Genomic DNA, 15,017 nt, shown 5'->3' on the forward strand with positions numbered 1-15,017 from the left:
TGATAATTCTCAAAATGTTTAAATGCTTAAGTTTATTTTAATCAATAACTGTATTATCACAAACTACGATTAATCTGATTTTGCTTAAATAAGATATTCTATGAAAAGTATTATAAAATTTGATTTTAGATTAAATTTGGATTTACTATTACTGGACCTTTATAATTAAAAGAAAGATTAAATTCTAAGTTCGAATTTATTCTGAAATCCTTCCAATCATGAATACTTTTTTCTCTGAACATGAATATTGAATCACCATGTATTTCCCTTTTGACAAAAGCGTAATTGCTTTCCATTTTTTCTATTATACCTTTAAACACTTTTTTCTCACCATCCTCTTTTAAAATTATACCATCTAAATTATTTTTTATTTTAGGTGAGATTCGGGCTTTCCCTAAACTTTCAAACATTTTTTTAGATTCATCTATTTCTCCTTTAAGGAACAATGTTCTGGCATACCAAAATTGAGAATCATATCTAGTATCACCTTTTGTAAAGGATCTTCTGTAATAGTGCGAAATGTCATCATAGTTTTTAGGGTCAAGCTCATTAATTAGTTTAGCTAGTAAATAGTTTACATTTTTATCATTTGGGTTAAGTTCTATAGTTCCTTTTAAAATGTCGATGGCCCCTTGGGTATTATTACTGCTATTTAAAAGCTTAGCATAACGAATAGCAATAAATGGAGAAGCTTTATTGATTTCATATGCTTCTTTCAGAATTTCAATTGCTTGAGGTTTTTCATTAAGTAGTTCGTTATATCTTGCTTCTGTTTCTAATATAAAAGTTTCATTAGGAAATAGTTGTTTTGCTTCATTAAGTGTTTTTTCAAATTGTTTTACATTTTTTTCTATTCTTTCATCTGATCCATTTTTGAGGGATTCCTTAAAATCATTCAGGTCTATTTTAAGTAAAGTGTGATAACTAAATGATTTAGTTTTCGATTTTTTAATAATTTCTCTACATAAGCTACGCGATGTATCTAAGTATTTTTTTCTTTCGATACTAATATTTGAATTTTCGGCTTTCTTTAAGGCTAATTCAGCTAATGAATGAGATATTTGGATATCTTCTGGATCAAGTTCTTTTGCTTCCTTTAGTAATTTTTCAGAAATGAACAAATTACCTGATTTTGAAATCATTTGGAAAATACCTCTTTGTTGTATTAGTTTAGGGTCTTTTGGATTTATCTCCAAAGCAAGGTCATAAATGTTATTGATTCTTATTGGATCATTAAAAATCTCATTTAAATTCTTTGCGTTAATAATATCTAAAAAGGCGGACCAGTCACTATGATAGTCAATATCAATGTTGTTGAGAATACGTATATATTCATCATATCTTTCCTGTTGGTCTTTTAAAATTAACTCAAAAATTAATTGCGCTATATAGGGATGCCTTGTAGAGTATACAAAGTCATTTATTTTATAATCTTTTTCAGAAAAGATTATAAACTCAAGTGGTTTGAATAATTTTTTGCTAAAATCTGCAAAGCTGACCTTATGAATACGACTAATAAGTCCTGCCCTAACTTTTGTGTTTAATCGGTGAAATACAGCAACAGTTAAATAGATAGCCTTTAATTCATCTGAATTTAAACTACTGTATTCGTCGTAAATAATATCTTCAAAGGGTCTACCGCCAGTTGCTTCGTATAAAGCGACCAATAATACTCTTCCTGTTTTTTCAGCAAGTTCTCTTTTACGTTGTTCTTTAGTTTTGTTTTTTAAATGACCTAAAGAGTCATGTTTCTCTAATTTAGATATTAATATTTCAACTTCGGTATCTAATAAATAATTTAGTTTATAATCTTTAGAAACATAGCCTTCAATTGATTCTTCGTCATTTAGCTGATTAATCCTTTCAGTAGTAATTATGCTTATTGGTATTTGCTCTCTTTCAGCTTTTTTAATTAATTCAATTAATTGTTTCTCATTCGCTAATAGGTTATCGATAAATATATATATCCGCTCTTTAACATATGTAAATAGCTCTAAAATGGGTTTAGATCGCAAAGATGTTTCTGGTTTGACGTAGATGCAGCATTTTTCAAATTCAAGAGAGCATTCCCATGCTAGTCTTTTTAATAAAACTGTTTTTCCTGAACCGGCGAATCCTTTTAATAAAAAAATGAATGCTTCATTTTCTTTTTGGAATTTATCTTCTAAAACTAAATCAGTAAGAATTCTATCTTCTATTTTACGTCTTACATCTAGACTTCTGATAATTGGATCCCAATTTTTTAAAACACCTTTATAAAAGTCTTTAGGAATACTATCCCCCAGAGGCATTCCTGAATGTATAAATTCAGTCTCGTGATCAAGAAAGTTCAATAAACTTTCTGTTGGTGGATTGTCTTTAAAGGATACAGCGAATTTATTTTCGATTTCACGGTCAACTTCTTGTATGTATGTTGATAATTTAAGGTCATTATCTGTGATATTATTGCTTACTTGATTAATAAATTCTTCATGACCGAGTTTAATGGGAGTAATCTTTCTTTCTTGCCAATAAGAAATTTCAATATCTGTAAAACTAGGGCTAACCATATATGACCTAGGTCTTGCAGATTTTAATGCTTCAAGTTTTTGAAGAATTGCACGTATATTATGGTCTTGATTACTATAACCAATGAAAATTATGGAATAATCGGAGGCAAGTTCTTCGAATTTTTTGAAAAGTCTCTCTCTATTTAACAAATGTGTTAAATATTGTTCTGAAGATAATATTAATGGTAAATTTTGATCATTTATATATGAAATACAACCATGAAGTTTAAAATACGGAACTGTATTTGGAGTTTTGAAAATTTGTTGCTCAGGGGTATTCCTATATACAACTGACAGATCTTGAATTGTTTTAATTCCTAGTTCTTTAAAAGATTTTTCTAAGATTAAGTCATAGTTTGTAGTGAAAATAGCCTTCCATGGTAAACTGGCGTATTTCAAATGATTTTTGGTAGGCGAAAAGTCATAAAATACTGAATGAATATATTCTTGAACATCAAATAAGTTTGATTGAGATATAGCCAAATCAGAAATAAACGAAAGCGGACTGTCTTTATAATTTCCATTTAGAAATCTTTCGGATAATAAATTACCAAGTTCTTTGCCTAAAGGGGGTTTTTTTGATTGTGGATGTAGCGCATTGTATGCAAATCCAGAACCCAAAAAAAGAACTATTTTCTTTTTCTTAATATCTTCGGATAGAAGAGCTATATGTTCACTCATTTTTTATTTGTTATTGTTTTTCCAAAAGTGTTTAGGGGGAGTGAACTTTGCTTGGTACTGCAATATAATGAGTTTTCGTTATATTTTCTTACGGGTTTCCGTAAAATTGTAAGAAAAATAAAAGGGGTGTAAAGAGAATATAATGAGCTGCATTTGTAATTAGTACACCCTAGCACCCACCCCTTAATCCCCTCCCAAGAGGGGAGATGTGCGTTTTTGGTTGGGAGTGGTTTTACCTCAAATTCAAAATTAGTTTTTAAGTTATTATTCAATTTTTTGGCTTTCAGATTCTTTAACTCGTTTTATATATCCAGCTTTTTTCCCCATAGTATAGCCTAGAAAAAAAACTGCTACTGGAACTAGAAGAATTAGTATTACTTGTGGTGCTCCTATCGCTAATGTAATCATAGTTGATATTTTTTATAAAAGTTAGTATTCGATTTAAAAGAATGGTTTAAAGTTTATTTACGGGTTTCCGCATGCTTAGGCAGTAGTTATCGGTTTATTCAGATAAGTAATTATTTTAATCTTTCAGCTATTTCATGTTCGTCGACTATAATTCCTGTTCTTAAGATCATTTTCCTTTTTCCAGTTGTATCATCTCTAAAAATATCAAATACAGGTTGACAATTTTTAATTCTAAAATTTAATTCCTTTAATCCGATAATTAGACCATGTGCTATGGTTTCATCATAAACATAATTGGAGCAAGATTTATTGAAAATGCATTTTCTGCGCTTATTTTTTGGAATGATTATCCAGTAAGTTTTAATTATTAATATGAGTAGGTATTTCATTTATTTACTAAAAACAACCATTTGTTTTGTTGTTGAATAACCAGGTTTTCCACCAAAACCAAAACATCCATTATCAGGACCGACATATGTAGAGACTCCCTCAAGTCTTATGTAGTTCCAACCTTCTAACGCGTATTTGTTTATTAAAGCTTCTAATTGCTGTGCTACGTGGTCAGATGTGCCATTTTTGAATTCTATAGCTGCGACAAAGGGTACTACTTTATACTTCATATTTTTTATTTTTATTACTGCTAACAAATTAAAGAAGCTTAAAGTTCATTTTCTTACGGGTTTCCGTAAAACTGTCAGAAAAATTAGAGGGGAGTAAAGAGAATATAAAGAGCTGCGTTTGTAGTTGAAATTAGTGCACCGTAGCACCCACCCCTTAATCCCCTCCCAAGAGGGGAGAATTGCGTTTTTGGTTGTGGGTTTTTTGGTAGTTGGGGAGTTGGGTTTTTATAAGAGTTACTTCGTCTGTTTTATTTAAAAAGTATGTTTCAAGTCAGAAACTGTTCCCCTCCTTGGAGGGGCTAGGGGTGGGTATTTTGGGTTAGTGGGTTTAATGAAATCTTCAGCACCGTAGCACCCACCCCTTAATCCCCTCCCAAGAGGGGAGATTTGCAATTTTGTTTGCGAGTTTTTGGTTGCTAAGCGTTTCTGTTTCTACAACTACAATTTCTCTATCAGAATTCTAAACTTTAGCAAAATGATTTTTCACAAAAGCTACTTGTTCATTATCTGTAATGTTGTCTGATGATGCTACATCTATCTTAATATTCTTAAAATGTGAATCTTTATTCAAGTAATTGTGCAATTCTACTTTTGCATTTGTTGGACCAAATAGCAGCACATGGTTATATTTTAAAATCTGAGCTCCAATTTTTTTATAGAATTTTTCATTCATTTGCTGTCTTTTATTATGCATAAGGTTTTCGCTCTTATTCAATGCATCTTCCTTTGTATCTGATGTAAAATTAGATGCAATAGATCCGCATTCTTTTCTTGCATCGATATCAATTAAATTAGCGATGGAGTGATCCATCCAAATACCTAAAATATTTTTTGCTTTCATAATTAATGGTTTTGTTTTTGAATTTTACCAAGAATACTTTCTATGGAAGTTTTTATTTTATCGATAGCACCTTTAACGGCTAGATCCATAGTATCTGCTTGATTAGAAACCGCAATGGGGTTTCTGCCCTCGATTCTAGCTTCTAGCAGACACGAGATATCATTGAATCCGTCTTTTTTTCCATTCTCATCTTTTAAATGAACCTCTATTCTGGTGATGTGAGACTCAAACCTTTGTAATGCCTCTTTAATCTGAGAAGAAAAAAAATCGGCATTTCTTTTTTCTCCATTAATGGTTTTATCTGTATTTATCTGGATTGTCATATGTATTGTTTTTAGTGTTCTTCTGAATAGGTTTCTAATATCATATTTAGGGAATCTAAATATCCTTTTAGTGCTTTGTTATTTACTTCTTCTTCATCTTTAAAAAAGAGTCTTGGTATTTCATTTATGTATTTTACTAGCTCTGGATGTTCTTCCTGTATTTTTATGGTAGTTAACCGGATATTAGTATTAAGGTCATTTTGAGATTCCATTTTCTTTGATTTTTAATTCCTATTTCGTTTTAGGTATTGTTTTATCTCTTTATTAACGATTGTTATTTTTTGTTTTGTTGTTTTTTTATGGTAGGCTTATCAATGTCGTACCCTTTATTGAGTTGATTGGTATTACCAGTCGGATTCGTTGGATTGGTTTGCTCTTTTGTTCTTTTAAATTTCTTTCTATCCTTAATCATTCCCATATCTATTGTTTTAATTGTTCAATCATAGTATACAGCTTTAATACTTGAACTTTACCAATACTATCTTAAACTCAAGAAGTTATGCTGAAATAGGGCAGGTTAGGGATAAATGCTGTTACTTTCTGCCAAGCTAATAGTGGAATAATCTTGCAAAGAAATTGATTAGGGAGTTTAATGAAATCTTCAGTATCGTAGCACCCACCCCTTAATCCCCTCCCAAGAGGGGAGAATTGCGTTTTTGGTTGTGGGTTTTTTGGTGGGTGGGGAGTTGCGTTTTTGCAATGCCCCGCTCACCCCAACCCTAAAGGTGCCATTGCGCAGTTTGGTGCTGTTGTGTGGTCTTAATCTAATAAGCTTAATCACAGTCACGGTCTGTTCCCCTCTTGGGAGGGGCTAGGGGTGGGTATTTTGGGTTTTTGCAAGTTGGGAGATGGTGACAAACGAGTTCTCGATACAAATTTTCTCATTCTTCGAAAATTCACTCGAAGTGACAATGTTACTTAGAACGAAAGGGCTAACATTTATTGAATTGAATATGCATCGTCTGTTCGAGTGGTTTTAAGTTGTAATGCAATGGAAACTTAAAATTGTATCGAGAACCCTTTGGTACACGAATGTTTCTCGATACAAACTCTTCGTACCTCGTAGTTCACTCGAAGTGACAAGAGTACTTATAACGAACAAGCTAACAAGAGCTGAATGTAGAACGCCTTATTCTATAATCTCATAATCTATACTCAGCTTTCTCAAAGCCCTTAATGCAGAACCAGAATTTTTATCGTTTACTTCAATAGCTACTGCATCGCCTTCTAAAAGAATATCTGTAAGTTCATTGGCAAGCGAATCGCTAACATTAGATGATAATTCTGCAATACAATTGGCTATTGCTCTTCTATCGGGTCTTTGGGCGTCACAAGACAGTAAATTGATTTTCATAATGGTAGTTTATACATGCAAGATACCAGTGTTGGGTGAGGTAAAGGGTATAGGTGTGCTATTATTCAATTTTAGTTACTAGCTGTTCCCCTCTTGGGAGGGGCTAGGGGTGGGTTCTTTTGAGTTAGTATGTTCAATGAAATCTTCATCATCGCAGCACCCACCCCTTAATCCCCTCCCCAGAGGGGAGGTTTTCGTTTTTGGTTGCGAGTTGTTGGTTGTTGAGGAATTGCGTTTTTATAATGCCAGCGCTCGCCCCGACCCTAAAGGGCGCCCGCGCGCAATATTGAGTTAATTTGATCAATTAGCGCTTCAAATTCATTTATAACTTGATTATTTGTAAATCTAATTTCTGAAATGCCGATATCCTCTAGGTACATCGTTCTTTCCTTATCTTTTTCTATTTGTTCTTGTTTTAAATGATAACCACCATCAATTTCAATTGATAGTTTTAATCTATGACAATAGAAATCTAAAACATATCCTGCAATGGGGTGTTGTCTTCTAAATTTGAAACCCTGTGGTTTGTTTTTAAGATAATTCCATAAAATACATTCTGTTTCAGTCATAGAAGCTCTCAGTTTTGCGGCATTTCTAAATACCGAAGGTGTTGCTCCATGATGCATTCCAGATATGTTTGTTTTATCTTTTTTCATTTCTCTATTGTAGAAAATCCACCCTTTAGGGTTGGGGCAAGATTTTCGGGCTTCTTGTTTTGTTTCTTAGTGTTCTAGCGAGTTCAACTAATTTTGGATTATATGGAATAATCTTTCTCATCGTAGTACCCCACCCCCTTTATCCCCTCTCAAGAGGGGAGAAGTACGCTTTTGATTGCGAAATTAGAGTTAGTTGAAACTTCTGTTTTCATAATATTATTCTTAGAATATATTTTAATTAAAGACGCTAGTTGTTCCCCTCTTGGGAGGGGTTAGGGGTGGGTGATAAGACTAAATAATCTCACACTATTCCACCTTCTTACCATTCATTTCTTGCCCGTTTTGAAATAGAGTTAAACTTTCAATTGCTCCGTTTTCATCTTTAATAAACTGAATTTGGGCAGCAACTTCTTTTAAGAAAAAAGTATCGTTCGATTTGGCGAGAATATCCAACATCGGCTGCCCTGTTGCTTGTGCTTTTAACTGCTTGCCTTCTTTGGTTATGGTAATTTTAAAAGTGGGCATTAATTCATAGACACCTATGTAGCTTTTTAATAGTGCCTCTGGTACTTCGAACACTTTTGTTAAGTTACTGGTATCGACACCTAATTTTGTAAGCATATCTATGGCATTTTCATTACCAGGATTCATTTCTACCGCTTTTGTATAGTTCTCAATAGCACCTTTGTTATCGCCAGATTTCATTAATGCTTCGGCATAACTATCATATACATTGGCAGATTTTGGATACGCGTCTACGTTCAGTTTAAAAACTTGAATAGCTTCTTTGGTTTTGTCCGATCTCAATAGTTGATATCCCGTTTGGTTCATTTCATTTTCATTGACATCAAAATCTTTGTTGTCTTTATTTTTATTAAAATATGCAACCCCTGCATCAATACCTTTTGATGCTATGACCTCTAAAAGTTTAGATGCTAAAGGAGTTTTAGGGAGGTCGTAACTTTTATCGTTTATGATACCAAGTATAGATTGCGTGATTTTACCTAATGGGGCACCACCTGTATTGTTTAAAAGCACAATCAATGACTTGTCTGAAAGCTGTCTTGAAATTTGTGTATTGAATCCGTTAATACCACCACCATGGGTAATTACTGCGATACTATCGGTTGTGTTACCTAAGGCTTCATTACCAACCATCCATCCGTAGGCATAATGAAAACTGCCGAAAGCGGGTGTGTGTGGTTTAAAATACATATCCATATATTTTTGGGATAACAATTTGTTGGTATACAATGCTTGGTCCCACAGGTATAAATCTTCTACGGTAGCGTATAACGATCCTGCAGCATACGGAATAGACATATCTAGGAAAGGGGAATTGATAAATCCGTTTCCATTATTTTCATAACCTGTTGCTCTATTTTTTAGGATGTCGGAATGATGATCGAATCCGGATTCCTTCATACCTAATGGAAAAAATATCTTTTCGTTTAGCATTTCTTCATACGTTTTGCCGGATAGTTTTTCAATAAGCACTCCCAATAAAAAATAACCGGAATTACTGTAATTGAACTTTTCGCCGGGAGTAAACTCTAGCTCCATATCTTGAAACTTTGTAGTAAACTCTTCTGGGGTGTACGGGTCTCTACTTACGTCTTTGAAAAAATCGGGAAATGACGTGTAGTTCGGTATACCAGAAGTATGGGTTAATAAATGATGGGTGGTAATTTTGTCTCCGTTTTCTTTTGGATACTCTGGCAAGTAGTTAGTAATAGGTGCCTGCAGATCTAGTTTACCTTCGGCTACCAATTGTAGAATAAGCATGGCAGTAAATTGCTTGGTCACAGAGCCTAGGCGATGTTTGGTGTTGGGGTTATTTGGAATATCCCATTCCATATTCGCCATGCCATATCCCTTTTTGAAAATGACCTTTCCATCTTTGGCAACTAGAGCAGAACCATTAAATTTAGAATAGGCTAGATATTCCTTTAAAAGCTCATCTATCTGTTCGGCTTTCGTTTGGCCGTATGCTACGGTACCTGAAAATAATATTACGGAAAAGCCTAAAAGAAGTGTTCTGATTAAAATGTGATGCGATGATTTCATGATGTTCGTTTTTTAATTGATTGACTATAGTACCAACAAGTGGCTTCTACTCGATAATCGAGATTCAAATGCCGCGACGATTGGGTCGAAATATTAATTATTTTTCAATACAATGTATCGCGGGCTTGCCCCGAGGTTATTTACTTTTCATTCTTATAAATGACTCCGTCTTTCATAACAAATTTTACATTCTCTAAAGTGGAGATATCAAATATGGGGTTGGCATCTACGGCAATAATATCTGCCAATAAACCTTCTTTTACTTCACCACGATCAGTGAGTCCTAGCATTTCTGCACTATTGGTAGTAGCAGTTTTAATTGCTTCTTTAGTACTCATGCCACAGTCAATTAATGCAGCGAATTCAATGGCATTTTTACCATGAGGGATTATAGGGGTATCTGTACCAAAAGCAATTTTGACATTTGCTTTTATAGCCTTAGTAAGGTTCTGTTTTGCAATAGGCATTACATAGTTTGCTTTGCCGGCCATAACAGGATCCATTTTGTCGATCATAGGCTCGATTATGGTAGCAAGTCCTCTTGTAGGAACAAGGTAAACATTGTTTTCTTTCATTAACCTGATGCCCTCGTCATCTATTATAGAACCGTGCTCAATAGAATACACACCAGCCTTAATAGCTTCTTTAATACCTTCGGTACCATGTGCGTGGGCAGCTACTTTAATATGATGTCTTGCAGCTTCTTCTACAACGGTTTTCATTTCTTCATTACTTAATTGTTGTGCGCCAATAGCATCTTCCATAGAAAGTACACCTGCCGTGGCATGCATTTTAATGAATTTAGCACCATGTTTAATTTGATATCTCACCGCTTCGATAGCATCATATTTTCCGTTTATGATTCCGTCATTAGGTCCAACAGTCACTAATCCCTCGGCAAGACCAAGAGAAATATCTCCGTGTCCGCCACTAATAGAAATCATATGTCCCGATGGAATGATTCTAGGTGCAGCGATCATCCCTTTATCAGAAGCCTCAGAAACGGCAACATCGATAAGCTCGGGTGTAATGTGTAATTGCCCTATACTTCTTATGGTAGTGAACCCTGCCATTAGTGTTTTTTCTGCATTGACCACAGCCCTAACAGTACCTTGGCTAGCACTTTCTTTATACACATAATCCCAGCTGCCTGTAAAATCACCGTCTAAATGCACGTGCATATCCATAAGACCTGGCAATAATATTTTACCTGTTAAATCGACTGTTTCAATACCTTCGGGAAGTGCCTTTGGATTAATAGATTTTATGGTTCCGTTTTCGATGAGCAGATTAGCAGGAGAAATTAATTTTCCGGTTCTGACATCTAAGTAAGAATCTGCTTTGATCAGTTTTGATTGTGCAATTGCGGGTAATGTCGCTGTTAAAAGGAGAAGGAGGGATAAAAATTGTTTCATATAATAATGTTTGGATTTATATAGTCTTTTTCAAAGAATACAATAGCAATAGTTCTTTGATTAAAATAGCATCATAAAGTGTTAGGGGAGTGGACTTTATTGGTTACAGCAAGATACAGAAGTTTGACTTAAAAAGTTTAATAATAGTCACTGATTGTTACCCTCCTCAGAGGGGCTTGGGGTCTGTATTTTGTGTAAGGGAGTTTAATAAAATCTATAGCACCGTAGTACCCACCCCTTAATCCCCTCCCAAGAGAGGAGATTTGTTTTTTTGTTTGCGAAATATGTGTTGGTTGAAACTTCTGTTTTCATAAGTTCTATTTTATCAATAGTCTAATTAATGTCACTTACTGTTCCCCTCTTGGGAGGGGCTAGGGGTGGGTTCTTGTTTGTTCTAATTTCTCAATTTGTTCTTTAATTTCCTCTAAAACAAAGCCCAAATTATTCTTCACATCGGTATCTGAAAATCTTAGCATATGTACCCCTAGAGACTCTAAGCGTGCTTGCCTTTTCTTATCTTTTTCCTCATGTCCTTCTTCAAAGTGAATACTACCATCTACTTCTATGGCGAGTTGAAGATCTTTGCAATAAAAATCAACTATATATTGATCGATAGGAATTTGTCTATTAAATTTTTGACCTAGTTTTTTACCATTGATTTCTCTCCATAGCGCAATTTCACCAAGAGTCATGTTGTTTCTTAGTGTTCTAGCGAGTTCAACTAATTTTGGATTATATGGAATAATATTTCTCATCGTAAGACCCACCCCTAATCCCCTCCCAAGAGGGGAGAAGTACGTTATTGATTGCGAAATTAGAGTTAGTTGAAATCTCTGTTTTCATAAAAGTTATTTTTTCTATGGTCTAATTCATGTGACTCACTATTCCCCTCTTGGGAGGGGCTAGGGGTGGGTATTTTGTTGGTTATGATGTTTATCAAAAACAAAAATCCGCTTTAAAGACATTTCTTAAAAGCGGATTTGATATCAATTCATTTTACCTTCTTACACGAACAGCAATATAATAGTCAATACGATACCACCAAGTGAAAAGTACAGTCCTTTTTTAAATACGGTAGTTTTGGGCATAAACATCCAAAAAGAAGACACCACGAAAAATAGTAGTGAGAGTCCGAAAAATATGTTCAGAAAATATACGGGGCTGTTTGTGGTCGCTTTATGTAAGTGCTCCATTTTTCCTAAAATTAATGGAAGCTCCATTTTTGTTATGGTAGCCATGCCTGTTGCGGCGTTATATTCACCTTGCTTAAAGTAAACAACATCGCCTTCGGTCTTTTCAGGTTTTACTCCGCCTTTTATTCGTAGTGCATCGCTAAGTTCACCGGCTTTTAAATTAGGTTTTAGTTGTTGTTCAGTAATTTTTTCACTTTTAAGAAAATCGGTGTTTCTAAAAATCATAATGATTCCACTAATAGAATACATCGCCATAATACCAGCTAGAAAGAAACCTAGATATCGGTGAATAATTCTTATGCGTAAACTTGTTGTCATTTTCATATGGTCATTTTTAATAGTTGGTTTAGGAGTGCAAAAATAAGCACATATTCTTATAAGTGATTAAGACAGTTTTAAAGATGAAAGGTTTAATGAGATGGTACTTAAAAAAGAAAACCCCAAGAAGAAAAATCTCCTTAGGGCAATCTCCGTTGTTTGGTAATTGTAATTATTTATAGGCTTTTACACGTTCATCGGCTATAACTCCGTTCCAGTTCAATCCATATGCAAAATCATAGGTGTTGCCATCGGCATCGGTATATGCTTTCATATCTCTAGGTACATCTTCAAATTGAGCTTCTACGGTCAACATATCGGCTGGCATTTGAAAAGGTAATAGGGCAGAAGGTTCTGCTGCACCTGTAATAATTTCCATTAACGCCTGATCTTGCACGCCCATGTGCACTAATATGGCCGAGGCACTACCTTCAATTTCAGAGAAAATCATAGGTTTGCTAACTTTCACCGAAACGATTACCGGCTTATTGCCCATTTTTGCTTTTGTATCGGTAACCAATTTCATATCTGTAGTGTTTATCGTTTTTACCGATTTCCCTTTGTAGGTTCTATTGGTAAAATCTTCTAATGGACTACCACCAGCCAAGCTGACTTCACGAGCGGTATCTGCCGTGTAATCTCCATATTGTAGGTTGATAGGTACATAGCCGTTACCGCCATTTTCTAAATCGGCACTATCATAACCAACACCACCATCTGGACTGTAAATTCCTACTAAAGCAATATCTGCTTCTTCGGGAGTGTCTACCACATCAAAATATTTTGCAACCACTTCCATATTAAAGGCATCTACCATTTTTTCTTCAGAAGTTATTCCCCACCAGTTAGTGCTAGGCGCTATATACCGTTGTGGTACATATACCTTTTTCTTGCCTTCTACAGGTAACGTTTTGCTGTTGTTCTTCAACATAACAATCGATTTCAATTGTGCATCGAAACCAGCTTTCATATATTCACTGTTCCCCACAATTTTGGTCGTTTCCGCAACATCTAAATACGGATTTTCAAATAAACCTACTCTAAAAATATTCGTCAATAATCGAACTGCTGATGCTTCAAATCGTGCGCGCATTGCTTCTTCGCCCATAGCAGCCGAACCTAGCTTATAGGCTTCCAAAACCGGACCCATGTCATTATTTCCTCCAAATTGGTCCATACCTGCATCGATAGCTTTATAATGACGTTCTGCAACAGATAGGTTTTCTACACCAAAAGGTTTTCCTTCAAATTTAGATACCGAGGTAATATCTCTAGTAATGCCCCAATCTGTACATAATACACCTTCATAACCGTATTTACCTCTTAAGATATCGGTGATTAAATACTTGTTATACCCGTTGGCTACATTTTCACCCTCGCCTGTAGATATTGTATAATAGGGCATTACGGCAGCTGCCATTTTAGTAGGACCATCTAATTTAAAAGCACCTTCGGTAAACGGTTTCATGTGATCCGAAATATTTTTACCTGGGTAAACGGCATAAGCGCCATAACCAAAGTGACCATCACGACCACCTTCTTCCGGTCCGCCACCTGGCCAATGTTTTACCATGGCATTTACGCTTTGCATGCCCCAATCGCCACCATCGGTCGATTGAAAGCCGTCTACATATGCACGGGCCAAATCGGTAGCCAAATCTGGATCTTCGCCCATGGTGCCATCAAAACGGCTCCAACGTGGTTCTGTAGCCAAATCTATTTGAGGGGAAAGTGATGTGGCTATACCTAAAGCACGATATTCTTTAGAACCGATTTCTCCGAATTGTTGCATTAACGCTGGGTCAAAAGATGCAGCAATGCCCAAAGTACCTGGCCACATAGAAATAGCACCACCTGCACCTGCATTAAATTCTGCATAAGAATCACTACCATGTCTTGGATCGGAACTGGTGTTTACAGGAATTCCTAAATACAATCCTTCGGCAAATGCTTGAGCATTATTGTTCCATTGTGCAGCTACTGCCGGACTCTCAACAGAGGTAATCAATACATGACGCAAATGGTCATCGGTCAAGAATTTTTTTTGCTCATCAGACAGATCACTCGCAACAGCACCACTTTCTGGAAACGGCTTGCCATTATAGGAAGAGGACCCAAAGCCTCGACTGCTACCAGGAAGGGATTGGTGAGAACTATAAAGCATTAGTCCCGCAATATCTTCTAAACTCATTTGGCTTGCTAAATCTTTAGCGCGTTCCGCTACCGGTAATCGCCAATCTTCATAACTGTCGAGCGTTCCATTTTTATTTAAATCTTTAAACGCATATCTGTCTTGTGCTATAATGGCAACACCAGAGGTTTCTGAAAAGCCTAACGTGGCACCATCTTCATTCGTTACTACGGTTATACCTTCTTTGATTGTAGAGGTATATTTTTCACCGCAACTAACCATCATCGTAAGGATGATGAGGGTAGCTGTACTAAATTTAATAGTTGATTTATTCATTTAATGTGTGTATTAAGTTGATATGTAAGGAATTTAAATGCTGTCTAGTTAATTAACGAATGAAATGCTGTTAACGACAGTTTTATCTATCTAAACGACAGGGCTTATTCTTCGGAAAAAAGGTT

15 protein-coding genes are annotated in these 15,017 nt (G+C 35.2%); all 15 read right to left on the reverse strand.

The window, feature by feature from the left end; all coding sequences use genetic code 11:
• Positions 1-125 precede the first annotated feature (125 nt).
• Positions 126-3,230: an SIR2 family protein gene (locus tag ACEN2N_RS11510; protein ID WP_441824458.1), complete on the reverse strand. Its 3,105-nt coding sequence runs from the start codon at positions 3,228-3,230 to the stop codon at positions 126-128.
• Positions 3,231-3,494: 264 nt separating this feature from the next.
• A complete protein-coding gene (locus tag ACEN2N_RS11515; protein ID WP_441824459.1) occupies positions 3,495-3,638 on the reverse strand; it encodes a hypothetical protein in 144 nt (47 codons plus the stop codon).
• Positions 3,639-3,748: 110 nt separating this feature from the next.
• Positions 3,749-4,027 carry a membrane protein insertion efficiency factor YidD gene (yidD, locus tag ACEN2N_RS11520; protein ID WP_441824460.1) on the reverse strand — a complete coding sequence of 93 codons (279 nt, stop codon included), beginning with the start codon at positions 4,025-4,027 and terminating at the stop codon, positions 3,749-3,751.
• On the reverse strand, positions 4,028-4,258 hold the full coding sequence (locus tag ACEN2N_RS11525; RefSeq protein ID WP_276493699.1) for a hypothetical protein: 231 nt from the start codon (positions 4,256-4,258) through the stop codon (positions 4,028-4,030).
• A 460-nt stretch (positions 4,259-4,718) separates the two neighbouring features.
• Complete coding sequence (locus ACEN2N_RS11530) at positions 4,719-5,099, reverse strand: hypothetical protein (RefSeq protein WP_441824461.1); 381 nt, start codon at positions 5,097-5,099, stop codon at positions 4,719-4,721.
• A gap of 2 nt (positions 5,100-5,101) precedes the next feature.
• Complete coding sequence (locus ACEN2N_RS11535; protein ID WP_441824462.1) at positions 5,102-5,422, reverse strand: HPF/RaiA family ribosome-associated protein; 321 nt, start codon at positions 5,420-5,422, stop codon at positions 5,102-5,104.
• An 11-nt stretch (positions 5,423-5,433) separates the two neighbouring features.
• Positions 5,434-5,634: a hypothetical protein gene (locus tag ACEN2N_RS11540; RefSeq protein WP_441824463.1), complete on the reverse strand. Its 201-nt coding sequence runs from the start codon at positions 5,632-5,634 to the stop codon at positions 5,434-5,436.
• Between the two features lie 62 nt (positions 5,635-5,696).
• On the reverse strand, positions 5,697-5,840 hold the full coding sequence (locus ACEN2N_RS11545; RefSeq protein ID WP_441824464.1) for a hypothetical protein: 144 nt from the start codon (positions 5,838-5,840) through the stop codon (positions 5,697-5,699).
• Between the two features lie 711 nt (positions 5,841-6,551).
• Positions 6,552-6,776 carry a hypothetical protein gene (locus ACEN2N_RS11550; RefSeq protein ID WP_441824465.1) on the reverse strand — a complete coding sequence of 75 codons (225 nt, stop codon included), beginning with the start codon at positions 6,774-6,776 and terminating at the stop codon, positions 6,552-6,554.
• A gap of 263 nt (positions 6,777-7,039) precedes the next feature.
• A complete protein-coding gene (locus ACEN2N_RS11555; RefSeq protein WP_282178438.1) occupies positions 7,040-7,432 on the reverse strand; it encodes an endonuclease domain-containing protein in 393 nt (130 codons plus the stop codon).
• Positions 7,433-7,738: 306 nt separating this feature from the next.
• Positions 7,739-9,499 (reverse strand): serine hydrolase, encoded by a 1,761-nt coding sequence (locus tag ACEN2N_RS11560; protein ID WP_441824466.1) that lies wholly within the window; start codon positions 9,497-9,499, stop codon positions 7,739-7,741.
• A gap of 140 nt (positions 9,500-9,639) precedes the next feature.
• Complete coding sequence (locus ACEN2N_RS11565; protein WP_441824467.1) at positions 9,640-10,914, reverse strand: amidohydrolase family protein; 1,275 nt, start codon at positions 10,912-10,914, stop codon at positions 9,640-9,642.
• 371 nt (positions 10,915-11,285) lie between these two features.
• A complete protein-coding gene (locus tag ACEN2N_RS11570) occupies positions 11,286-11,669 on the reverse strand; it encodes an endonuclease domain-containing protein (protein ID WP_441824468.1) in 384 nt (127 codons plus the stop codon).
• A 249-nt stretch (positions 11,670-11,918) separates the two neighbouring features.
• Positions 11,919-12,431 carry a hypothetical protein gene (locus ACEN2N_RS11575; RefSeq protein WP_441824469.1) on the reverse strand — a complete coding sequence of 171 codons (513 nt, stop codon included), beginning with the start codon at positions 12,429-12,431 and terminating at the stop codon, positions 11,919-11,921.
• Between the two features lie 166 nt (positions 12,432-12,597).
• Positions 12,598-14,892, reverse strand: coding sequence for a glycoside hydrolase family 3 N-terminal domain-containing protein (locus ACEN2N_RS11580; RefSeq protein WP_441824470.1), 2,295 nt, complete (start codon positions 14,890-14,892; stop codon positions 12,598-12,600).
• Positions 14,893-15,017: the final 125 nt, after the last annotated feature.

Source organism: Maribacter spongiicola (genome assembly GCF_052119685.1).
GTDB classification, from domain to species: Bacteria; Bacteroidota; Bacteroidia; order Flavobacteriales; family Flavobacteriaceae; genus Maribacter; species Maribacter spongiicola_A.